Source organism: Mycobacterium sp. (assembly GCF_052144515.1).
Classification (GTDB): Bacteria; Actinomycetota; Actinomycetes; order Mycobacteriales; family Mycobacteriaceae; genus Mycobacterium.
Genome location: NZ_JBKQQD010000512.1, coordinates 1 through 22,071, shown reverse-complemented (window position 1 = coordinate 22,071; position 22,071 = coordinate 1). Strand labels below are relative to the sequence as shown.

At 66.0% G+C, this 22,071-nt stretch carries 19 protein-coding genes; 10 read left to right on the top strand and 9 right to left on the bottom strand.

The genetic code is table 11. The features are described from left to right. Positions 1–4: 4 nt before the first annotated feature. Positions 5–589 carry an oxidative stress transcriptional regulator AosR gene (gene aosR, locus ACLP9N_RS34500; RefSeq protein ID WP_442411597.1) on the bottom strand — a complete coding sequence of 195 codons (585 nt, stop codon included), beginning with the start codon at positions 587–589 and terminating at the stop codon, positions 5–7. A gap of 25 nt (positions 590–614) precedes the next feature. Further along, on the bottom strand, positions 615–920 hold the full coding sequence (gene clpS / locus ACLP9N_RS34495) for an ATP-dependent Clp protease adapter ClpS (RefSeq protein ID WP_442411596.1): 306 nt from the start codon (positions 918–920) through the stop codon (positions 615–617). Positions 921–967: 47 nt separating this feature from the next. Here clpS and ACLP9N_RS34490 point away from each other — a divergent pair, with 47 nt between their 5' ends. Together ACLP9N_RS34490 and ACLP9N_RS34485 are read left to right on the top strand one after the other, a co-directional pair. Continuing rightward, the gene (locus ACLP9N_RS34490) at positions 968–2,293 is read left to right on the top strand and encodes a nicotinate phosphoribosyltransferase (protein ID WP_442411595.1); all 1,326 of its coding nucleotides are present in this window, start codon (positions 968–970) and stop codon (positions 2,291–2,293) included. After that, entirely contained in the window at positions 2,290–4,323 is a 2,034-nt protein-coding gene (locus ACLP9N_RS34485; protein WP_442411607.1) for an ATP-dependent DNA helicase, read from the top strand. Before ACLP9N_RS34490 ends, ACLP9N_RS34485 begins: the two co-directional genes overlap by 4 nt. A gap of 13 nt (positions 4,324–4,336) precedes the next feature. On the opposite strand, the gene glgP is transcribed toward ACLP9N_RS34485, so the two are convergent. Continuing rightward, positions 4,337–6,964 carry an alpha-glucan family phosphorylase gene (gene glgP, locus ACLP9N_RS34480; protein WP_442411594.1) on the bottom strand — a complete coding sequence of 876 codons (2,628 nt, stop codon included), beginning with the start codon at positions 6,962–6,964 and terminating at the stop codon, positions 4,337–4,339. 203 nt (positions 6,965–7,167) lie between these two features. Here glgP and ACLP9N_RS34475 point away from each other — a divergent pair, with 203 nt between their 5' ends. Both ACLP9N_RS34475 and glgB read left to right on the top strand, forming a co-directional pair. Then, entirely contained in the window at positions 7,168–9,264 is a 2,097-nt protein-coding gene (locus ACLP9N_RS34475; protein WP_442411593.1) for an alpha-1,4-glucan--maltose-1-phosphate maltosyltransferase, read from the top strand. A gap of 6 nt (positions 9,265–9,270) precedes the next feature. Beyond that, positions 9,271–11,466, top strand: coding sequence for a 1,4-alpha-glucan branching protein GlgB (gene glgB, locus ACLP9N_RS34470; RefSeq protein WP_442411592.1), 2,196 nt, complete (start codon positions 9,271–9,273; stop codon positions 11,464–11,466). 82 nt (positions 11,467–11,548) lie between these two features. Here glgB and ACLP9N_RS34465 read toward each other — a convergent pair whose 3' ends face one another. Then, a complete protein-coding gene (locus tag ACLP9N_RS34465; protein WP_442411591.1) occupies positions 11,549–12,457 on the bottom strand; it encodes a tetratricopeptide repeat protein in 909 nt (302 codons plus the stop codon). Positions 12,458–12,623: 166 nt separating this feature from the next. Continuing rightward, on the bottom strand, positions 12,624–13,805 hold the full coding sequence (locus ACLP9N_RS34460; protein ID WP_442411590.1) for an acetyl-CoA C-acetyltransferase: 1,182 nt from the start codon (positions 13,803–13,805) through the stop codon (positions 12,624–12,626). Between the two features lie 78 nt (positions 13,806–13,883). Between ACLP9N_RS34460 and mce the strand changes: the two genes are divergently transcribed. Continuing rightward, a complete protein-coding gene (mce, locus tag ACLP9N_RS34455) occupies positions 13,884–14,348 on the top strand; it encodes a methylmalonyl-CoA epimerase (protein ID WP_442411589.1) in 465 nt (154 codons plus the stop codon). Positions 14,349–14,350: 2 nt separating this feature from the next. Here mce and ACLP9N_RS34450 read toward each other — a convergent pair whose 3' ends face one another. Next, positions 14,351–14,668 carry a hypothetical protein gene (locus tag ACLP9N_RS34450; RefSeq protein ID WP_442411588.1) on the bottom strand — a complete coding sequence of 106 codons (318 nt, stop codon included), beginning with the start codon at positions 14,666–14,668 and terminating at the stop codon, positions 14,351–14,353. Then, a complete protein-coding gene (gene nucS, locus ACLP9N_RS34445; RefSeq protein WP_442411587.1) occupies positions 14,668–15,339 on the bottom strand; it encodes an endonuclease NucS in 672 nt (223 codons plus the stop codon). Before nucS ends, ACLP9N_RS34450 begins: the two co-directional genes overlap by 1 nt. A gap of 44 nt (positions 15,340–15,383) precedes the next feature. On the opposite strand from nucS, the gene ACLP9N_RS34440 reads away from it, so the two are divergent. Both ACLP9N_RS34440 and ACLP9N_RS34435 read left to right on the top strand, forming a co-directional pair. Then, the gene (locus ACLP9N_RS34440; RefSeq protein ID WP_442411586.1) at positions 15,384–17,006 is read left to right on the top strand and encodes an adenylate/guanylate cyclase domain-containing protein; all 1,623 of its coding nucleotides are present in this window, start codon (positions 15,384–15,386) and stop codon (positions 17,004–17,006) included. 7 nt (positions 17,007–17,013) lie between these two features. Then, on the top strand, positions 17,014–17,952 hold the full coding sequence (locus ACLP9N_RS34435; RefSeq protein WP_442411585.1) for an LLM class F420-dependent oxidoreductase: 939 nt from the start codon (positions 17,014–17,016) through the stop codon (positions 17,950–17,952). A 64-nt stretch (positions 17,953–18,016) separates the two neighbouring features. On the opposite strand, the gene ACLP9N_RS34430 is transcribed toward ACLP9N_RS34435, so the two are convergent. After that, entirely contained in the window at positions 18,017–19,243 is a 1,227-nt protein-coding gene (locus tag ACLP9N_RS34430) for an MFS transporter (protein WP_442411584.1), read from the bottom strand. Positions 19,244–19,334: 91 nt separating this feature from the next. On the opposite strand from ACLP9N_RS34430, the gene ACLP9N_RS34425 reads away from it, so the two are divergent. Further along, positions 19,335–20,219 (top strand): LysR family transcriptional regulator, encoded by an 885-nt coding sequence (locus tag ACLP9N_RS34425; protein WP_442411583.1) that lies wholly within the window; start codon positions 19,335–19,337, stop codon positions 20,217–20,219. Positions 20,220–20,222: 3 nt separating this feature from the next. Here the strand turns inward: ACLP9N_RS34425 and ACLP9N_RS34420 are convergent, their stop codons facing one another. Beyond that, positions 20,223–20,651 carry a pyridoxamine 5'-phosphate oxidase family protein gene (locus tag ACLP9N_RS34420; protein ID WP_442411582.1) on the bottom strand — a complete coding sequence of 143 codons (429 nt, stop codon included), beginning with the start codon at positions 20,649–20,651 and terminating at the stop codon, positions 20,223–20,225. Between the two features lie 89 nt (positions 20,652–20,740). Between ACLP9N_RS34420 and ACLP9N_RS34415 the strand changes: the two genes are divergently transcribed. Both ACLP9N_RS34415 and ACLP9N_RS34410 read left to right on the top strand, forming a co-directional pair. Continuing rightward, positions 20,741–21,283 carry a GNAT family N-acetyltransferase gene (locus ACLP9N_RS34415; RefSeq protein ID WP_442411581.1) on the top strand — a complete coding sequence of 181 codons (543 nt, stop codon included), beginning with the start codon at positions 20,741–20,743 and terminating at the stop codon, positions 21,281–21,283. A gap of 478 nt (positions 21,284–21,761) precedes the next feature. Next, a partial coding sequence (locus ACLP9N_RS34410; RefSeq protein WP_442411580.1) for an Ada metal-binding domain-containing protein occupies positions 21,762–22,071 on the top strand: 310 nt, incomplete at its 3' end.

Here is a 22,071-nt window from a genome sequence, read left to right as displayed (position 1 = left end):
AAGATCATCGGGCCTCCATCAGCACCAGGACCAGGTATTCCTGCAAGACGGTCAGCCACTGGTAGACGTCGAGATGCGCGGCCAACGGATGGTCGGCCGGCAGTCGATCCGGGCCTTCTGGGCCGACGTCGAGCATGACTCCCAGCGACAGCCGGATGTCGTTGACCGCGGCGATCCAGGCGTTCGCGCCCTCTTCGGTCAGCTCGAACCGACCGCCGTTTTCCGGAAGAGTGTCCAACAACTGCTGTGCCGCAACACGTTTGGCGTCGATGATCTCCGGCTCGTGCAGACTGCGCAGGGCAGCGTTGAGGCTATCGGAGGCATCAGGATCCAGCTCGTAGTCGTCATCATCCGGCTTGTGGAAGTCTGGCAACAGCCGACGAAGCGTCGGGTCCCCCGGCCGTTCGGTATTCCCGTTCTTTATCCCGGTGATCTCCTCGAGTTCGTCTGACGGCGCAGAAGATTCGCGCTCGTCTAGCAGGCCGATCATCGAGCTGACCAGGTTCTTCAGCAGGGCCGCCTCATGCGCGGCCAAGGCCGACCGAAAACGGGGACCGTCGGCGGTCTCGACGCGCTTCCATTTGCGCACAGAGGATCCTGGATGCCCTCTGATCTCAGCTGTCCTGCTGCAACGTCGCCCACAAACCGGCGGCATGCAGCTTGGACACGTCGACTTCCATGGACTCCCGGCTACCCGCCGACACAACCGCCTTACCCTCCTGGTGCACCTGCAGCATGAGCTTGGTGGCGTGCGGCTCGCTGTAGCCGAACAATTTCTGGAACACGTACGTCACGTAGGTCATCAAGTTGACGGGGTCGTCCCACACGATGGTGACCCATGGCCTGGCCGTGACGTCTACCGGAGCTGATTCGCGTTGCCCGGTAGTGCCCGGTTTGGTGGGCGCTGACGCAACAACCATGACCTATACGATACCGAGCCCGCCTTGCCAGCCGATACCGTTGCCTGATGAACGACGCGGTCTTGGCTGGGCTGCTCACCGACAAGTACGAGCTGACAATGCTGGCGGCGGCGCTGCGGGACGGCACCGCTGCGCGCCGCACCACGTTCGAATTGTTCGCCCGCCGGCTTCCCGAAGGGCGGCGTTACGGCGTCGTCGCCGGAACCGGCCGGCTGTTGGAGGCCTTGCCGCGGTTCAGGTTCGACGACGAGGCCTGCCAGTTACTGACGCAATTCCTCGACGCCGACACGTTGCGCTATCTGCGCGACTTTCGGTTCGGCGGCGACATCGACGGCTACGCCGAGGGCGAGCTTTATTTCCCGGGGTCCCCCGTGTTGTCGGTGCGCGGCAGCTTCGCCGAATGCGTGGTGATCGAAACGCTGGCGCTGTCGATCTTCAACCACGACAGCGCGATCGCGTCCGCGGCCACACGCATGGTCAGCGCCGCCGGAGAGCGCCCGCTGATGGACATGGGAACGCGACGCACCCACGAGCGCGCGGCGGTCGCCGCGGCCAGGGCGGCGTACATCGCCGGCTTCGCCGCGACGTCCAACCTGGAGGCCCAGCGACAATACGGGGTCCCGACCGAGGGCACCGCCGCGCACGCCTTCACCATGCTGCACACGCGAGCGGGCGACCCCTCTGGAATAGGGGAGCTCGCCGCCTTCCGCGCCCAGGTCGACGCTCTGGGCACCGACACCACGCTGCTGGTGGACACCTACGACGTGACGGCCGGGGTCGCCAATGCCGTGGCCGCCGGCGGCGCCACGCTCGGCGCGGTCCGCATCGACTCCGGCGAACTCGGGGTGCTCGCCCGCCGGGTGCGCGAGCAGCTCGACCAGCTGGGCGCCACCCAGACCCGCATCGTCGTGTCCGGCGATCTCGACGAGTTTTCCATTGCCGCGCTGCGCGGCGATCCGGTGGACAGCTATGGCGTCGGCACGTCGTTGGTCACCGGCTCGGGCGCCCCCGCCGCGGGTATGGTCTACAAACTCGTCGAGGTGGACGGCATGCCTGTGCAGAAGCGCAGCAGCCACAAGGAGTCCGTCGGTGGCCACAAGGAGGCGGTGCGCTTGTCACGACCGACCGGCACGATCACCGAAGAGGTGGTGCATCCGGCCGGCCGAGCGCCTGACACCACCGAACCATGCCGGGTGCTGACCATCCCACTGGTCCGCGGCGGGCAGGTCGTCTCAGAGGTCTCAGTGACGGGTAATGGCGCCCTGATCGCGGCCCGTCAGCTGGTGGCGTCCGGGCTACGCAGCCTGCCGTGGGAGGGGCTGAGTTTGGCGCACGGCGACCCGGCGATCCCCACAACGCAGATCCCGGCCTGACTCAAGGAGCAACCACGCCAGAGGTATCCGTATCCATACCCGAACTGCTGGCCATCGCGGTGGCCGCGCTCGGCGGCAGCGGACGCAGCGGCCAGCAGCAGATGGCCGAGGCCGTAGCGCAGGCCTTCGAGACCGGCGAGCACCTGATCGTGCAGGCCGGCACCGGCACCGGCAAGTCGTTGGCGTATCTGGTTCCAGCGATTCTCCGCGCCGTCGACGGCGACGGACCGGTCGTCGTGTCGACGGCGACGATCGCGTTGCAGCGTCAACTGGTCGATCGCGACCTGCCGCGGCTGGCCGACTCGCTGGCCGATGCGCTACCGCATCGGCCGCAATTCGCCTTGCTCAAGGGGCGGCGAAACTACCTGTGCCTGAACAAGATCCATGGTGGCGGTTCGGCCGGTGAGGCAGACGGAGAGGACGAACGGCCGCAAGAAGAACTGTTCGACCCGATGGCGGCCACCGCCTTGGGCCGCGACGTGCAGCGGCTCAGCGCCTGGGCGTCGACGACCGATTCGGGCGACCGCGACGACCTCAAGCCAGGTGTTCCTGACCGGTCCTGGTCCCAAGTCAGCGTGTCCGCGCGGGAATGCCTCGGCGTGGCCCGCTGCCCATATGGCGCCGAGTGCTTTTCCGAACGGGCACGTGGCCGGGCCGGCGCCGCCGATATCGTGGTCACTAATCACGCGCTGCTGGCCATCGATGCCGTCGCCGATTCGGCGGTGCTGCCGGAACACTCGCTGCTGGTGGTCGACGAAGCACACGAATTGACCGACCGGGTGACGTCGGTGGCCACCGCTGAACTGACGTCGGCCGCGCTCGGTGTCGCCTCCCGGCGGATCGCCCGACTGGTGGATCCAGAACTGACCGAGCGGCTGGAGGCGACGTCGGCCACCTTCGCGTCGGCGATCCACGACGGGACGCCAGGCCGCATCGACTATCTCGACCAAGAGATGGCGACATACCTAACGGCGTTGCGCGACGCGGCCAGTGCGGCACGATCGGCCATCGAGAGCACCAGCGACTCCAAGGCGGCCGCGACCCGCGCCGAAGCGGCTGCGGCTCTGAGCGAGATATCGGTAACCGCGTCACGCATTTTGACGTCGTTCTCCCCCGCCATCCCCGATCGGACCGACGTGGTCTGGCTGGACCAGGAGGACAACCGCGGTTCTCCGCGCGCCGTGCTGCGGGTGGCTCCGCTGTCGGTCGCCGACCTGCTGCGCACCCGAGTGTTCTCGCGTTCGGCGACGGTGTTGACGTCGGCGACGCTGACGATCGGTGGAACCTTCGACGCGATGGCCGCCGCATGGGGCCTCACTGGTCCGGGCCCCGGAGAGTATCCGGCCTGGCGTGGCCTGGACGTCGGATCGCCGTTCCACCACGCCAAGGCCGGCATCCTCTACGTCGCCGCACATCTCCCGCCGCCGGGCCGCGACGGCGCCGGCTCGGCCGAGCAGCTGAACGAGATCGCCGAGCTCATCACCGCGGCCGGCGGGCGGACCCTGGGGCTGTTTTCGTCGATGCGGGCCGCCCGGGCCGCGGCCGAGGCCATGCGCACACGGCTGTCCACGCCGGTGTTGTGTCAAGGCGACGACAGCACCTCCACGCTGGTCGAGCAGTTCACCGCCGACGCGGCCACCTCGCTGTTCGGCACGTTGTCGTTGTGGCAGGGCGTCGACGTGCCCGGGCCGTCGCTTTCGTTGGTGCTGATCGACCGCATTCCGTTCCCGCGGCCGGACGATCCATTGCTGAGCGCACGCCAGCGCGCGGTGGCCGCCCGCGGCGGCAACGGTTTCATGGGAGTCGCCGCCAGCCATGCCGCGCTGCTGCTCGCGCAGGGTTCGGGCCGGCTGTTGCGCCGGGTCACCGACCGGGGCGTGGTTGCCGTGCTCGACTCCCGGATGGTCACCGCCCGCTACGGCGGTTACCTGCGGGCCTCGCTGCCGCCGTTCTGGCCGACCACCGACGCCGCGCAGGTCCGCGGGGCGCTGGAGCGGCTGCGCAACGCGCCAGACAGCCTGTCGGCCTGAGGCGCCTCCGCCGTCAAGCCAGGGTCACCAGACCCAGCTCGCTGCCCACGGCAAGCATCGGATGACGGGGCAGCACACGCACGGTGTATCCGACCGCGCCGGCCAGCGGCAGCGGTGTCGTCGTCGAGAAGACCTGTTTGCCTGCGTCAGCGGCGCCGGTATACGACATTTCGACCGTGATCGGATCCAGCAACACGTCGCCGGAGTCGACCCGGCCCAGCACCGCCTGCACCGTCACCTCGTCGGGCGCCAGGCCGGCCAAATTAACGGTCGCGGTCAGGGTCAGCTTCGAGCCCAGCACCGGGGTGTCCGGCAGGCCGGTGCTGTCGACGTCGGTGACGTAGATCTTCGGCCACGCTTTTTCGGCGCGCCGACGATAGGCGGCCAGTTCGCGGGCCCCGCCGTACTCACCGGCGCCATCAGTGGCCGCAACCGTCTTGCGCAGCGAGTGCGCCGCCGGCACGTAGTACTGCTCGACGTAGTCGCGCACCATGCGAGACGCCAGCACTTTGGGCCCGAGCGTCTGCAAGGTGTGGCGCACCATCTCGATCCAGCGCGGTGGCACTCCGCGGTGGTCACGTTCGTAGAACTTCGGCACCACCGCGTGTTCCAGTAGGTCATATAGCGCGCTGGCCTCCAGGTCGTCGCGACGGACCTCGTCAGTCAACCCGCTGGCAGACGGTATCTCCCAACCGTTTTCGCCGTCGTACCACTCGTCCCACCAGCCGTCGCGGATGGACAGATTCAGGCCGCCGTTGAGCGCGCTTTTCATTCCGGAGGTGCCGCACGCCTCGAGGGGCCGCAGCGGGTTGTTCAGCCACACGTCGCAGCCCCAATACAGAACCCGGGCCATCGACATGTCGTAGTTGGGCAAAAAGGCGATGCGGTGGCGCACGTGCGGCCGATCGGCGAAGCGCACCACCTGCTGGATGAGCGCCTTGCCGCCGTCGTCTGCCGGGTGGGATTTCCCGGCGACGATCAGCTGGATCGGCCGGTGTTCGTCGAGCAGCAGCCGTTCCAGGCGAGCGGGATCGCGCAGCATCAGTGTTAGCCGCTTGTAGGTCGGTACCCGCCGAGCGAATCCGACGGTGAGCACATTGGGATCGAACGCAGTCGCGATCCAGCTCAGTTCGGCATCGGAGGCACCGCGTTCCAACCACGACTGGCGTAGCCGCCGCCGGACGTCCTCCACCAGCAGCGCTCGCAACTGCGAGCGAATCCACCACAAATGGCCGGGATCGACCTGCTCCAGTCGCAGCCAGACGCCGGGGTCGCTGAACGACGAATCCGACCCGGCCAGTTCGCGCCCCAGCTGCAACCACTGCGGCGCCGCCCAGGTGCGCGCATGAATGCCGTTGGTGATCGACCCGATCGGCACCTCCTTGCGGTCGAAGCCGCGCCAGAGCCCGTTGAACATGGCCCGGCTCACGCGGCCGTGCAGCAGCGAAACGCCGTTGGCCCGTTGCGCCAGCCGCAGGCCCATGTGAGCCATGTTGAACTTGGTCGGATCCTCCTCGGCGCCGAGCGCGATGATCCGGGCCGTCGGCACGCCCGGCAGCAGCGTCGAGGCGTTGTTCCCATCTGCCGTGCCGCCCGGCTTGCCGTCAAGATGGTCATCGAAGTAGCGCTCAACCATGTCGACGGGGAACCGGTCGATACCGGCGGGCACCGGGGTGTGGGTGGTGAACAGGGTGCTCGACCGCACCACCGTCAACGCGGTGTCGTGGTCCAATCCCGCGTCGGTGATCAGCTCGCGGATGCGCTCGGCCCCGAGGAACCCGGCGTGCCCCTCGTTCATGTGGAACACCTCGGGCGCGGGCAGACCTTCGATGGCGGTAAACGCGCGGATCGCCCGCACCCCGCCGACGCCGGCCAGAATTTCTTGCCGGATGCGATGCTCCTGGTCGCCGCCGTACAGGCGGTCGGTGACGCTGCGCAGGTCGTGTTCGTTTTCCGGGACGTCGGAATCCAGCAAGAGCAGCGGGACGCGACCCACCTGCGCGACCCAGACCCGGGCCCGCAACTGCGCGGAGTCGGGCAGCGCCAGCTCGACCAGCACCGGATCGCCGTTGCCAGTGGTGAGCAGCCGCAACGGCAGCCCTTGCGGATCCAGTGACGGGTAATTCTCGTTCTGCCAGCCGTCGGCGGTCAGCGACTGCCGGAAATACCCGGAGCGGTAGTACAGGCCGACCGCGATCAGCGGCACTCCCAGATCGGAGGCGGACTTCAGGTGGTCGCCGGCGAGGATCCCCAGGCCGCCCGAGTAGTTGGGCAACACCTCGGCAACACCGAACTCCATCGAGAAATACGCGATGCCGGTCGGCATCTCCGCACCGTCCTGCTGCTGTTGCTGATACCACAGCGGACGACTCAGATAGTCGTTCAAGTCGGCAGCCAGCCAGTCGAGCCGACCCAGGAACCCCTCGTCGAGCGCCAACTGGTCGAGCCTTGACGGGTTCACCACCCCCAACAGCGCCACCGGGTCATAGCCGCAGTGCGCCCAGAGCGCCGGGTCGATGCTCGCGAACAGATCCTGCGTCGGTTTGTCCCACGACCAGCGCAGGTTGGTCGACAGCTGCTCCAGCGCGCCGAGACGCTCCGGAAGGTGGGCACGGACGGTAAATCGCCGGAGGGCTTTCACGCATCACTACCTTACTGAGGATTGCGATGCGCGCAGCGCGAGCGAGCGAGCGTTTACCTCCGTTTACCTCGGGGGCGTGTGACCGGCCACTAGGGTGGGTATCGGGTACTTACTGGGGCCGCAAGGATGCTTCCCCATTGGGGGGGAAGTTCCCCAGGAGGAGAAGTTTCCGGACGAAAGCACACAATCGGAACGGAGCTGTGGTGCCCGGTCGTGTCGAGATCGATAACGTCCAGCCCGTCGTCTCATGCGGCGCCTACCCTGCCAAAGCCGTAGTCGGTGAGGTTGTCCCAGTCAGCGCGGCGATATGGCGAGAAGGCCACGAGGCGGTCGCGGCGACCTTGGTCGTGCGCTACTTCGGGCCACGCTACCTAGCGACGGAAACACGGCGGATCCAGGCCGTGCAGGCCCCCGAAAAGCCGGTGATCGCCTCCCGCGACTCCACGCGGGTCGATCCGCAAAAAGTCAAGCCGCTGCTGATTCCGATGACGATGGGCCAAGAGCCCTACGTCTTCCACGGCCAGTTCACCCCCGACCGTGTCGGATTGTGGAGCTTCCGGGTCGACGGCTGGGGCGACCCGATTGACACCTGGCGGCATGGGCTGATGGCCAAGCTGGACGCCGGGCAGGGCGAGAAAGAACTGTCCAACGATTTGCTGGTCGGCGCTGCGCTGTTCGAGCGCGCCGCGACGGGTGTGCCACGCGCGCTGCGCGATCCGCTGCTGTCGGCCGCGACGGCGTTGCGCACCCCCGGGGATCCGGTGACCCGCAGCGCTTTGGCGCTGGCACCACAAATCGAGGAACTTCTGACGGCTTATCCGCTGCGCGACATCGTCACCCGCGGCGAGCAGTGCGGCGTCTGGGTGGACCGGCCCGCGGCACGCTTCAGCGCGTGGTACGAGATGTTTCCGCGTTCGACCGGCGGCTGGGACGCCGACGGAAAGCCGGTGCACGGCACCTTCACCACCGCGGCCGCGGCGCTTGGACGCATCGCCGACATGGGCTTCGACGTCGTGTATCTGCCCCCGATCCATCCGATCGGCAAAGTCCATCGCAAGGGCCGCAACAACTCCCCCACCGCCGCCCCCGGAGATGTGGGATCTCCGTGGGCGATCGGTAGCGACGAGGGCGGCCACGACGCGGTTCATCCGAGCCTGGGCACCATCGACGACTTCGACGCGTTCGTCGCGGCGGCGCGCGACGTCGGCCTGGAGGTGGCCCTGGACCTGGCGCTGCAATGCGCGCCGGATCATCCGTGGGCCCGCGAACACCGCAAGTGGTTCACCGAACTGCCCGATGGCACCATCGCGTACGCGGAGAATCCGCCCAAGAAGTACCAGGACATTTATCCGCTCAACTTCGACAACGATCCCGCAGGTCTCTACGACGAGGTGCTGCGCGTGGTCCGCCACTGGATTGACCACGGCGTCAAGTTCTTTCGGGTCGACAATCCGCACACCAAGCCGCCCGACTTCTGGGCCTGGCTGATCGGTCAGGTGAAGGCCACCGACCCCGACGTGCTCTTTTTGTCCGAAGCGTTCACGCCGCCGGCGCGCCAGTACGGGCTGGCCAAGCTCGGCTTCACGCAGTCCTACAGTTACTTCACCTGGCGCACAGCCAAGTGGGAACTCACCGAATTCGGCAACAACATCGCCGCACTCGCCGACTTCCGCCGGCCGAACCTGTTCGTCAACACGCCCGACATCCTGCACGCGATCCTTCAGCACAACGGCCCGGGCATGTTCGCGATCCGCGCGGTACTCGCGGCGACCATGAGCCCGGCCTGGGGCGTGTACTCGGGTTACGAGCTGTTCGAGCATCGCGCGGTGCGCGAGGGCAGCGAGGAATACCTGGACTCGGAGAAGTACGAATTGCGTCCCCGCGACTTCGCCGGTGAGCTCGCCGCGGGCAGATCACTGGAGCCGTTTCTCAAACAGCTCAACGCGATTCGTCGACTGCATCCCGCGCTGGAGCAGCTGCGCACCATTTATTTCCATCACATCGACAACGACGCGTTACTGGCCTACAGCAAGTTCGACCCGGCCACCGGCGACTGCGTCGTGGTGGTGGTGACGCTCAACGCGTTCGGGCCCGAGGAAGCGACGCTGTGGTTAGACATGGCCGCATTGGGTATGGATCCATACGAGCGGTTTTGGGTGCGGGACGAGATAACCGGCGCGGAATACCAATGGGGGCAAGCAAATTACATTCGCATCGACCCTGGGCAAACTGTCGCCCACATCATCAACATGCCCCTCGTACCGCAGGAATCGCGAAGTACGCTGCTGCGCAGGAGGTGAGCGGATATGAACCGAACCGACCAGCTTGCCGGGACACACTTGGCGCCCGACCCGGCCGACTTGGCCCGCCTGGTGGCCGGGGCGCACCACAACCCGCACGGCATCCTGGGCGCCCACGAGTACGGCGACCACACCGTCATCCGGGCGTTTCGGCCGCACGCTGTCGAAGTCGTCGCGGTCGTCGGTGCGGACCGGTTTCCGATGCAGCACGTTGAAGCGGGCTTGTTCGCCGTGGCGTTGCCGTTCGCCAACCTCATCGACTACCGGTTGGAAGTTCGTTATGACGGTGGCGATCCCTACACCGTCGCCGACGCCTACCGCTTCCTGCCCACGCTGGGCGAAGTGGACCTTCATCTGTTTGCCGAGGGTCGCCACGAACGGCTCTGGGAGGTGCTTGGTGCCCATCGCCGCTCGTTCACCACCGCCGACGGCGTGGTCAACGGGGTGTCGTTCGCTGTGTGGGCGCCCAATGCCAAGGGCGTCAGCCTGATCGGCGAATTCAACGCCTGGACCGGCAACGACGCCCCGATGCGGGTGCTGGGCTCCTCGGGAGTATGGGAATTGTTCTGGCCCGGCTTCCCTGCTGACGGTCTGTACAAGTTCCGGGTGCACGGCGCCGACGGCGTCGTCACCGAACGAGCCGACCCGTTCGCCTTCGGCACCGAAGTGCCGCCGCACACGGCGTCACGGGTGACGACGAGCAAACACACCTGGAACGATGGCGGCTGGATGACGGGGCGCGCCCAGCGCAACCCGGTGTTCGAGCCGATGAGCACCTACGAAGTTCATCTCGGCTCGTGGCGCCCCGGACTCAGTTATCTCCAGCTCGCCAGAGAGCTAACAGAATATGTTGTAGGGCATGGGTTTACCCACGTGGAGCTGCTGCCAGTCGCCGAGCATCCGTTCGCCGGATCTTGGGGATATCAGGTCACCTCCTACTACGCACCGACGTCGCGATTCGGCACACCCGACGATTTCCGGGCGCTGGTCGATGCCCTGCACCAGGCGGGCATCGGTGTCATCGTGGACTGGGTGCCGGCGCACTTTCCCAAGGACGCCTGGGCTCTTGGGCGTTTTGACGGCACCGCGCTCTACGAGCATTCCGACCCGATGCGCGGGGAGCAACTCGACTGGGGCACTTACGTGTTCGACTTCGGTCGCCCGGAGGTGCGTAACTTCCTGGTAGCCAATGCGTTGTACTGGCTCGAAGAGTTCCACATCGACGGCATGCGCGTAGATGCGGTCGCCTCGATGCTCTACCTGGACTACTCGCGTCCCGAAGGCGGCTGGACACCCAACATCTACGGCGGGCGCGAAAACCTGGAAGCCGTGCAGTTCTTGCAGGAGATGAACGCCACGGCACACAAAGCTGCGCCGGGCATCGTCACCATCGCCGAGGAGTCGACGTCGTGGCCCGGAGTGACGCGACCGACCAGCCTTGGCGGCCTGGGCTTCTCGATGAAGTGGAACATGGGCTGGATGCATGACACGCTGGACTACATCAGCCGCGATCCCGTGTACCGCAGCTTCCACCACCACGAGATGACGTTCTCCATGCTCTACGCGTTCAGCGAGAATTTCGTGCTGCCGATCAGTCACGACGAGGTGGTGCACGGCAAGGGCACGCTGTGGGGGCGGATGCCGGGCAACAATCACGTCAAGGCCGCCGGGCTGCGCAGCCTGCTCGCCTACCAGTGGGCCCACCCGGGCCAGCAGCTGCTGTTCATGGGTCAGGAATTCGGCCAGCGTGCCGAGTGGTCGGAGCAAAATGGCTTGGATTGGTGGCAGCTCGACGAACAGGGTTTCTCCAACGGGATTTTGCGTTTCGTGCACGACATCAACGAGATCTATCGCAGCCGTCCGGCGCTGTGGAGTCGAGACACCACCCCCGACGGCTACTCCTGGATCGACGCCAACGATTCCGGCAACAACGTGCTGAGCTTCCTGCGATACGGCAATGACGGCTCGGTGATGGCCTGCGTATTCAATTTCGCGGGTGCAGAACACAGCGGCTACCGTCTTGGCCTGCCCTCAGCGGGCCGCTGGCGCGAGGTGCTCAACACCGACGCGACGGCCTACAGCGGCTCCGGGATCGGTAACCTCGGCGGCGTCGATGCCACCGACGACCCATGGCATGGCCGCCCGGCATCGGCGGTGCTGGTGCTGCCGCCCACTTCGGCACTCTGGCTGGAACCCGAGTAGGCCTCGCCTTTAGCCGCGAGCAGACGCAAAATCGCCCTCAAACGACACTTGGGCTCTAGGGGTGATTCTGCGTCTGCTCGCGCTAGTAAAGCGCGTTGGCGAGGTTGCGACGGCCGACGACGACCTCGGGATCGGCGGGATCGAAGAGCTCGAACAACTCGATCAGCCGCGTGCGCACCGAGGTCCGCTCGTCCCCAGATGTGCTGCGCACCAACGCGATCAAGCGCTCGAACGCCGCACTCACCTCCTGGTTGAGGATTTGAACATCGGCGGCCGCGAACGCGGCGGCAATGTCGCCGGGCGCTGCATCGGAAACGGCGATGGCGTCGGGGCGTTGCGCCGTTGCGCGGGTGAGGAATTCAATCTGCCGGATCGCTCCCTTGGCTTCGACGCTGCCCGGATTGGCATCCAGAACGGCCTGATACGACTGCTTCGCCGCGGCGAAGTCGCCAGCCTCAAGCTGCTCGCGGGCCTGGGCAACCTCGGGATCAACTTCCGCAAAATCCACGGAACCACTTGGGCCCTTGAGCTTTCCGTCCGTCGCCGACAGCAGAGAGTCCAGCCAGCGCCGCAACTGATCGGCGGGCTGCGCGCCTTGGAAGCTCGAGATCGGCTGTCCCGCAGCCAAAGCCACCACAGTCGGAACCGCCTCGACACCAAAGATCCGGGCCACCCTGGGCGCCGCGTCGACGTTGACCGTCGCCAGCGACCACTTGCCGTTGTCGGCGGCGGCCAGGCCGGACAGCGTGTCAACCAGCTCGACGCACGCCTCGCTGCGAGGCGACCACAGCGCCACCACAACCGGCACTTCGTCCGACCGGACGATCACTTCCTCTTCGAAATTGGCCTCGGTGATCTCCGTACCACCCGGCTCTGCTGCGGCCCCACTGGGCCCGGACGTCGAAGCCTTCTGCTGGGCCCGCTGCTTGAGGCCGGACAAATCGACGGCACCGGCCATTGCAGGCCCGATCGAGGATCGCGGACGCGTCACGCACTCAAGTTTGTCACGTCGCTGCGGCTACCGAGTCACCCGGGTGCCGACGATCCGACAAAGGCGAAACTGGCCCGAAATCGCTGCTCAAGCGGCTCATATGACACAATCACACCGGCTGACGAGCACCGGACCACAGCAAAGTTACCGGCCAGTTTTCTATCGATCAGCCGGCCCGAAGAATCAGCGCGTCGCCCTGGCCTCCGGCCCCGCACAGGGCCGCAACGCCGATACCGGAGCCGCGGCGCGCCAATTCCAGGGCCACATGCAGCGTGATCCTGGCTCCAGACATGCCGATCGGATGGCCCACCGCGATCGCGCCGCCATTGACGTTCACGATCTCGGGATTCACGCCGAGTTCCCGCATCGAAGCCAGCGCCACCGCCGCGAACGCCTCGTTGATCTCCACGACATCGAGCTGGTCAACCGTGATTCCTTCACGGTCGAGTGCTTTTTTGATCGCGTTTGCCGGTTGGGACTGCAGCGTCGAATCCGGTCCGGCCACGACGCCGTGCGCACCGATCTCGGCCAGCCACGTCAGCCCCAGCTCCTGCGCCTTCTCCTTGTTCATCACCACCACGGCGGCCGCGCCATCCGAAATCTGCGACGCCGAGCCGGCCGTGATGGTGCCGTCCTTGCGGAACGCCGGCTTGAGACCGCCCAAGGATTCGGCGGTGGTGTTGGCGCGGATCCCCTCGTCCTCGGTGAACTGCAGCGGATCACCTTTGCGTTGCGGGATATTCACCGGAACCACTTCGTCGGTGAAGACGCCGTCCTTCCAGGCCGCGGCCGCCTTTTGGTGCGATCGCGCTGCGTACTCGTCCTGTTCGGCGCGCGTGAACCTGTCGACGTCGTTGCGCTGCTCGGTGAGCGCACCCATCGGCTGATCGGTGAACACGTCGTGCAAGCCGTCGTAGGCCATGTGGTCCAAAACCGTGACGTCGCCGTACTTGTAGCCGGCCCGGGCATCCATCAGCAAATGCGGTGCCTTCGTCATGGACTCCTGGCCACCGGCCACCACCACATCGAACTCCCCGGCCCGAATGAGCTGGTCGGCGAGCGCGATGGCGTCGATACCGGACAGGCACATCTTGTTGATGGACAGCGCCGGAACGTCCCAGCCGATACCGGCGGCCACGGCAGCCTGCCGGGCGGGCATCTGACCGGCGCCGGCGGTCAGCACCTGGCCCATGATCACGTACTCGACCGCCGACGCCGGCACGTTGGCCTTCTCCAGCGCACCCTTGATGGCAATGGCGCCCAGGTCGCTGGCCGAAAAATCCTTTAACGAGCCCATCAACCTGCCGATGGGTGTTCGTGCCCCAGCAACAATCACCGAAGTCGTCATGACTACCTCCAAGACGGGTGTGGAAGGCCGATTCGACCTACCGGAGAAGCGCAATCTTCTCCGTCAGGTTACCGTTATGTGATGACGACCGATCAAGTTGACGCCCATCGCGTCCTGGCCACCTCCCTGGTGACCGGGCTCGATCACGTCGGCATCGCAGTCGCCGACCTGGACGCGGCCATCGAGTGGTATCACGACCACCTCGGTATGATCCTGGTGCACGAGGAAGTCAACGAGGACCAGGGAATCCGCGAGGCGATGGTGGCCGTGCCGGGCGCGCCGGACTCGGCGCAGATCCAGCTGATGGCCCCGCTTGACGAGTCATCGACGATCGCCAAATTTCTGGACAAGCGCGGCCCGGGCATCCAGCAGCTGGCCTGCCGGGTCAGCGATCTGGACGCCCTTTGCCAACGGCTGCGCGCTCTGGGGGTGCGGCTCATCTATGACGCCCCGCGGCGCGGCACGGCAAACTCCCGGATCAACTTCATCCACCCCAAGGACGCCGGCGGGGTGCTGATCGAGTTGGTCGAGCAAGCCTCGTAGGACTAGCTCCACTTTCGGGTCGGACCGCGCATCGCGCGCTTGGCCCAGCACGGCGTGTGCCAATGCCGCCGGTCCTCGATTCCTGTTTGCGGCGCGCCGCGCCGCAGTTCGGCTGGCCACACCACCACGTGCGCCGTGCCGGAACGAATTTGGTGATCGCAACCCGGACAGCGGTAGATCTTGACGGCCCGGGCCGCCGCGATCGGGCGCACTTCGTACTCGTGGCCGTCGGGTCCGGTTTCCACCCGCCGCAGCATCGGCGACGGCAATATCTTTCCGGCCGGTGGCCGGCGACGCGGCGGTTTACGGCGGCGGGCCATCAGAACAGCCGGTACTCGCCGCTATCCATCCCGCGCATCTTATCGTAGTCCAGTGTTACGCAACGGATCCCGCGATCAGTGGCCAGGGTGCGCGCTTGCGGCTTGACCTGCTGAGCGGCGAAAACCCCTTTCACCGGCGCGAGAACGGTGTCGCGATTGAGCAACTCGAGATAACGGGTGAGCTGCTCGACGCCGTCGATCTCGCCACGCCGTTTGATTTCCACTGCGACCGAGCCGCCGAGTTCATCGCGGCACAGCAGGTCGACGGGCCCGATCGCGGTCATGTATTCGCGGCGTACCAGCGTGTACCCCGCGCCCAGCAGTTGGACGTGCTCGGCGAGCAGCGCCTGCAGGTGGGCCTCGACGCCATCCTTGACCAGCCCAGGGTCGACGCCCAGGTCGTGGCTGGAGTCGTGCTCGATCTCCTCGATGGTAATGCGCAGCTGTTCGCCGGCCTTGTTCTCCACCACCCACACCGGCGCCTCACCGGCGATCTCCTCGCTCATCCAGCACGGCGGGCTCATCCAGTTCAGCGGCTTGTAGGCGCGGTCGTCGGCGTGCACACTGACCGACCCGTCGGCCTTGACCAACAACAACCTGCGCGCCGACGGGAGGTGAGCGGTGAGCCGGCCGACATAGTCGACGGTGCACTGAGCGATCACGAGACGCACCCGACTCACCTTAGAGCGTGTCCGACAAATTAGGCTGACGCACAATGCCCAAGAAGACTCTGGCACAACGCCTGGGCCGGGTGCTCGAGGGAGTCACCCGTCAAAGCGGTCGGCTGCAGCAGGCCCCCGCGTACGGCTCCCTGCTGCTCGGGCGCGTCTCGGAGAGCCAGCAACGTCGGCGGGTACGCATCCAGATCATCTTGACCGTCCTAGTCATGGCGGCGAATTTGATCGGAATCGCCGTCGCCGCGCTGTTGGTCACGGTCGCCATTCCGGAACCGAGCATCGTTGACGACGCGCCGGGGTGGATCACATTCATCGTGGTGCCCGGCTATGTCATTGTCGCCATGGCCGTGGGCACTTATTGGATTACCCGGCGGACGGTGCTGGCGCTGCGCTGGGCGATCGAGGAGCGCAAACCCAGCCGCGTGGACGAGCGCAACACCTTCCTTGCCCCGTGGCGGGTCGCGGTCGTCGACCTCAGCCTGTGGGGAATCGGGACGGCACTGTCCACGACCCTCTACGGCCTGGTCAACACGCAGTTCATCCCGCGGTTTCTGTTTGTGGTCGGCATTTGCGCCGTTCTGGTCGCCACCGCCGCCTACTTGATCACCGAGTTCGCACTACGCCCGGTGGCCGCTCAGGCGCTCGAGGCTGGACGACCGCCACGGCGGCTGGCGGCGGGCATCATGGGCCGAACCATGATGGTATGGCTGCTCGGTTCGGGCGTCCCGGTTATTGGCATCGCCTTGGTGGCTTTCTTCCAGCTATTGATGCGGAATCTGACCGAGACCCAATTCGCGGTGGGCGTGATGATCGTGTCGATCGCAACTTTCATTTTCGGATGCCTCCTGACTTGGATCCTGTCCTGGCTGACCGCGACCCCGGTGCGGGTGGTGCGTGCCGCGCTAAAGCGCGCCGAGGAAGGCGATTTGCGCGGCAACCTGGTGGTATTCGACGGTACCGAGCTCGGCGAGCTGCAGCGTGGTTTCAACTCGATGGTCGACGGCCTGCGCGAGCGCGAGCGCGTGCGCGATCTTTTCGGCCGGCATGTGGGCCGTGAGGTTGCCCTGGCCGCCGAACGCGAGAAACCGAAACTGGGCGGGGAAGAACGCCACGTCGCCGTCGTCTTCATCGATATCGTCCGCTCCACCCGGTTGGTGACCAGCCAACCCCCGACCGAAGTAGTGCGATTTCTCAACCGGTTCTTCGCGATCGTCGTCGAGGAGGTGGACCGCCACCACGGACTGGTCAACAAGTTCGAGGGCGACGCATCGCTGGCCATCTTCGGGGCCCCGAATCACCTCGAGTGTCCAGAGGACAAGGCGCTGGCCGCCGCGCGGGCCATCGCCGACCGGCTGGCCGAAGAAATGCCCGAGTGCGAGGCTGGCATCGGCGTGACCTCGGGCCAGGTCGTCGCGGGCAACGTCGGCGCCAAAGAGCGATTCGAATACACCGTCATCGGTGAACCGGTCAACGAGGCGGCCCGACTGTGCGAACTGGCCAAGTCATACCCGGGCCGGCTGTTAGCGACCGCCGAGACGCTGCAGCGCGCATGTGAAAATGAGTGCACCCGTTGGTCTTTGGGCGAAACCGTGACACTTCGCGGGCATGACCAGCCCACCCAGCTGGCCTCGCCCGCCGCGGCCGTTCAGCCCGGGCGATAAAGGACAGATGACCGTGGAATTTCGTGCCTTCATCGAGCCACAACAAGGCGCCAGCTACGCCGACCAGCTCGCTGTTGCCCAAACCGCCGAACAGCTCGGCTATGCGGCCTTCTTCCGATCCGACCACTACCTGGCGATGAGCGGTGACGGCCAGCCCGGGCCGACCGATTCGTGGGTGACGCTGGGCGCAATTGCCCGGGGAACGTCGAGCATTCGGCTTGGCACGCTGGTGACCTCCGCGACATTCCGCTACCCGGGCCCCCTGGCCATCTCGGTGGCACAGGTGGACGAAATGAGCGGCGGGCGCATCGAATTGGGCCTCGGCAGTGGCTGGTTCGCGCCCGAGCACGAGGCGTACGGGATTCCGTTTCCCTCGGTGCGGGAGCGGTTCGAACGGCTCAGTGAGCAACTGGCCATCGTCACCGGATTGTGGACGACCAAGCCCGGTGAGACGTTCGACTACGCCGGCAAGCACTACACCATCGCCGGGTCGCCCGCGCTCCCGAAACCGGTGCAAAGCCCGCATCCACCGATCATCATCGGCGGCGTCGGCGCCAAGCGCACCCCGTCACTGGCTGCCACTTACGCCGCCGAATTCAACATCCCGTTCGCACCACTTGACACAGCGACAACCCAGTTCGAGCGGGTGGCCGACGCGGTCGCCGCGGCCGGCAGACCGGCCGACTCCATCGTGTACTCGGCCGCGTTCGTGGTCTGCGCGGGCCGCAATGACTCCGAAGTGGCCCGGCGCGCGGCGGCGATCGGCCGAGACGTGGACGAGATGCGCTCCAACAGCCCGCTGGTCGGCACGCCCGCCGAAATCGTCGACAAATTGGCTCCCTGGGAGAACATCCGCGTGCAGCGCGTGTACACCCAACTTCTCGACTTGTCCGATCTTGCGCACCTGGAGCTGTTTGCCGACGAGGTCATGCCACAGCTGCGTTGATCCTGCGCCGCTCCTCAGCCGGTCGGCGAGGACGTCGAGGTCGATACCTTCGAGGTGGTCGAAATTAGGACACAGCGCAAACTGGTGCGGGCGCAGTTTCTTTCACCAACAGCGCCACCAGCAACAGGCCGGCCAGCAGCAGCGTGCCCACGAACACGACGGTGCCCGGCCAGCCGCCGATGCTGTAGACGAGCCCGCCGAATCCGCCGGCCACCGATCCTCCTAGGTAGTAGCTGAACAGGTACAGCGACGACGCCTCGGCGCGATCCCGATACGTAACGGCGCCCACCCAACCGCTGGCCACGGTGTGCGCGGCGAAGAATCCGCCGGTGAACACCCCAGCGCCGACGACGATCGCGACCAAAGCATGTGGGACGGTCGCCAACAGGCCGACCAGCGTGATCGGCAAGGCGCCACCCAGCACCAGCGCGCGTCCCCGGCGGTCGGCGAGCCGCCCCGCCAGCGTCGACGTCACCGTGCCCGCCAGGTACAGCAGGAACAACAGGCCCACCACCGACGAAGCCAACGCGAACGGCTGCGCGCTCAATCGATAACCCAGGTAGTTGTACACCGTGACAAATCCACCCATCAGCACGAAACCCAAGGCAAAAAGTTTTAACAGCAACGGATTTCGCAGATGCGCCATAAGGCTATGCATGGTGGCTCGGACGCTCGCCGCCTTCGGGGTGAAGAACCGAGACCGGGGCGCCAGGACGGCGAAGACCACCGTTCCGGCCAGCGTCGTCAGCGAGCACACCAACAGTGCGACCCGCCAATTGCTGACGTCGACGATCAGAGACGGGACGATCCGCCCGGCCAGGCCGCCGATCGTGGTCCCGGCGATGTATCGTCCCATCGCCGAACCGAGCGAAGAGGCGTGCACTTCCTCGGCCAGATACGCCATCGCGACCGCGGGTATCCCGGCCAGTGCGATGCCGTGCAGTGCGCGTCCGACGAGCAGTACGCCGAGCGTGGGACTGAACGGCAACATCAACCCGATAATGCTGGTCACCACGCCGGACGTCAGCATCACGGTGATACGTCCGTAGCGTTCGGAAAGGACGCTCGCCGGAATGATCGACAGCGCCAGCGTTCCCGTCGTCAGGGAGACCGTGAGCGCCGCGGTGGCCGGAGTGATCCGGTAATACGTCGACAGGGCCGGGAGCAGGGCCTGGGTGCAGTACATCGCAGCGAAACTGGCCAGGCCGGCACCGTACAGCGCCGCGGTCACTCGCCGGTAGCCCCGGCTGCCGGCTTTGTGCGCGGTGGGAGTCGAGGCGAGCTGAGGCATGGCTGCGATACTCCGCGCCACCCCCTGGAAACGGAAATGAATTACTGAATCGATTAGCATGCTGTTAAGGCATAAGTAGAGGTGGCAGGGCATGCGCGACGGCGACTACGAGTGGTATGTCACACTCGCGGAGCTGCAGCACGTCACGGCGGCAGCCGACCAGCTTCACATCGCGCAGCCAACCCTGACCCGAATGCTCTCCCGCCTGGAACGGCGACTGGGGGTCGCGTTGTTCGATCGCCGCGGCAAGCGACTCTCGCTCAACGCCTACGGACGGATCTTCTACGAGCACGCGCGTCGGGCCCAGCTGGAGCTCGATTCAGCCCGACGCGCAATCGAAGACCTGACCAACCCCGCCGTCAGTGAGATTCGGTTGGGTTTCCTGAGTTCGTTTGGGTCGAGGGTGGTGCCGCGCTTGATTGCGAGGTTCACGGCAGCGTCACCGCGAGTGGCGTTCACGCTGCAGGAGGGCGCTGCCGAATCGATCGGCGATCTGGTGGAGTCCGAGTCCGTCGACATCGGGGTGGTTTCGCCGCGGCCGAAAGAGCCAACATTGGCCTGGCGCAGCATGTTCCGTCAGCGGCTCGGTGTCGCCGTCCCCCGCGGCCACCGGCTTGCAACCGTTGCGGCGGTGTCCATGACCGATCTCACCAGTGAGCGCTTCGTGACCATGCACCCCGGGTTCGGTATGCGACGACTGCTCGACGAGCTATGTGCCGCAGCGCAATTCCAACCGCGGATCGTCTTGGAGTCGGCCAACCTGACAACGGCCGCGGGTCTGGTAGCCGCCGGACTCGGCATCAGCCTGATACCGATCGACGCCAGCGAAGAGACACCCGGGGTCAGCATCCTGCGACTGGCCGACGCCGACGCATACCGCGACGTGGGTATGATCTGGAATTCCGCTCGCCCGTTGTCCCGGCCGGCCCGCGACTTCATCGCGTCGGCAGCGACCGTCCAGTACGAAGGCGCATAGGGCTCAGATGCCGTCGGAGAAATCGGCGGTGATCCACCGGTCGGGACGGACGCTGAACAACACAGTCTCCTGACCTGCAAGGGTCCGTACCAACGCGCGTCCGCCTTCCTCCCCCAGGTAACGGATTGCGATCTCTTCCCGCAAGTCCAACGGCGTGGGCTTGGTGGTTTCCACGACAGTGCCCTCCACGACCACGTACTGATACGGCGGTTCTTCGCGCTGGGCGGCCAGCGTCACCGCACCGGCCTGCTCGATGAGCCTGGCCTTTCGCGACGACGCGCCGGTATTGACCAGGATGTTCCCCCCAGGGGTGTAGCCGTACCAGATCGGGACACTGGCCGGTGGCCGGCCGTCGGTGGCAGCAACGGACAGCACGCCGACATGCACTTGGGCGAGGAACTCCTGACGTTCGGACTCGTTGAAGGGTTTCATGTGTGGCGGAACGCGCCAGCCTGGCGAGCTTATTCCATAGGCGCAACGGTCATCCGAAACCTGTTGGTAGCAAGTGAAAGACTCATCGCATGCCAACAAGCATCGGCCATGTGCGTCCAGCGTCTGCACAGGATGCGGCCGCCTGTGTTGCGATCTACCGCCCCTATGTTCGTGACACGACGATCAGTTGGGAAATCGAAGTACCGACCGTCGATGAGATGGCTGCGCGTATTGGCGCTGCCCGCGACACCCACGAGTGGCTGGTGCTCGAACGCGATGATCAGGTCATCGGCTTCGCTTACGCACACGCCCTCAGGCGCCTGCCTTCCTATCAGTGGTCGGCCGAAACCGGTATCTATGTCAGCGCCCACCACCACCGCACCGGCGGCGGCCGCCAGCTCTATACCCAACTGCTGCGGCGCATTACCGAGCGTGGCTATCGACGAGCCTTCGCCGGCATCACGCAACCCAACGACGCCAGCAACGGTTTCCATCGATCGTTCGGATTCCAGGATGCCGGCTTATATCGCCGCGTCGAATGGAAGCGCAACGGCTGGCACGACGTCGCATGGATGCAACTCGATCTGCTTGGCGCTGCCGACCAGGGTGACCCGCCTGGCCCGATTGCTTGAGCACCGAAAGCGTGCTCTCCCAAGCGGTCCGGCCGCGGTTACGCGGCGCTATCGGGCAGGCCGTTATGACCTGCCGCCGCCACCCGGCTTGCCGCCACCGCCACCGCCACCCGGCTTGCCGCCACCGCCACCTGGCTTACCGCCACCCCCGCCACCCAGGGCAATTTCGGCTGCGAATTCGCGGGCAAGAAGATCCAACATGAGCCGCTCCTAGCGAGACGGTCACCTGCCCCTCCCGACGAGGCGACACTGGGTGACCGGGCCAGCCTACCTCCGGAAACCCTCCGCCTAAAAGGGCTGCTCGACAGCCGGGAGCGCGGAATCCCAAGAGCGACAAGTGTTCTGCCACGCGTCATTCATTTTTAATTTGCTTGGTCCAAATGGTTCATCCATCGGCGCGAGCCGCACACGCAAACCCCGAGACTGCAATGTCGCTTTTCCGCCAGTCTTGTCGGTGGATAGGTGTAACTGTTGAAGCGTGCACGAGGATTTCGACCACTGCTACCGGGCGGTTCAGTCCAAGGACGCCCGCTTCGACGGCTGGTTCGTCACCGCGGTGCTGACGACCCGGATCTACTGTCGGCCCAGCTGCCCAGTGCGACCACCCTTCGCGCGCAACGTCCGGTTTTACCCGACCGCGGCCGCAGCTCAACGGGCGGGCTTCCGGGCGTGCAAAAGATGCCGTCCCGATGCATCTCCCGGCTCGCCGGAATGGAACATGCGTGGCGACGTCGTCGCGCGGGCAATGCGGCTCATCGCCGACGGCACGGTGGACCGCGACGGCGTGG

What these genes read in the sequence shown, in the direction of transcription:
- clpS (WP_442411596.1), bottom strand. Translation starts at nt 920, where the DNA reads ATGGTTGTTGCGTCAGCGCCCACCAAACCGGGCACTACCGGGCAACGC.
- ACLP9N_RS34490 (WP_442411595.1), top strand. Translation starts at nt 968, where the DNA reads ATGAACGACGCGGTCTTGGCTGGGCTGCTCACCGACAAGTACGAGCTG.
- glgB (WP_442411592.1), top strand. Translation starts at nt 9,271, where the DNA reads ATGAACCGAACCGACCAGCTTGCCGGGACACACTTGGCGCCCGACCCG.
- ACLP9N_RS34460 (WP_442411590.1), bottom strand. Translation starts at nt 13,805, where the DNA reads ATGACGACTTCGGTGATTGTTGCTGGGGCACGAACACCCATCGGCAGG.
- ACLP9N_RS34450 (WP_442411588.1), bottom strand. Translation starts at nt 14,668, where the DNA reads ATGGCCCGCCGCCGTAAACCGCCGCGTCGCCGGCCACCGGCCGGAAAG.
- ACLP9N_RS34440 (WP_442411586.1), top strand. Translation starts at nt 15,384, where the DNA reads ATGCCCAAGAAGACTCTGGCACAACGCCTGGGCCGGGTGCTCGAGGGA.
- ACLP9N_RS34435 (WP_442411585.1), top strand. Translation starts at nt 17,014, where the DNA reads ATGACCGTGGAATTTCGTGCCTTCATCGAGCCACAACAAGGCGCCAGC.
- ACLP9N_RS34430 (WP_442411584.1), bottom strand. Translation starts at nt 19,243, where the DNA reads ATGCCTCAGCTCGCCTCGACTCCCACCGCGCACAAAGCCGGCAGCCGG.
- ACLP9N_RS34425 (WP_442411583.1), top strand. Translation starts at nt 19,335, where the DNA reads ATGCGCGACGGCGACTACGAGTGGTATGTCACACTCGCGGAGCTGCAG.
- ACLP9N_RS34420 (WP_442411582.1), bottom strand. Translation starts at nt 20,651, where the DNA reads ATGAAACCCTTCAACGAGTCCGAACGTCAGGAGTTCCTCGCCCAAGTG.
- ACLP9N_RS34415 (WP_442411581.1), top strand. Translation starts at nt 20,741, where the DNA reads ATGCCAACAAGCATCGGCCATGTGCGTCCAGCGTCTGCACAGGATGCG.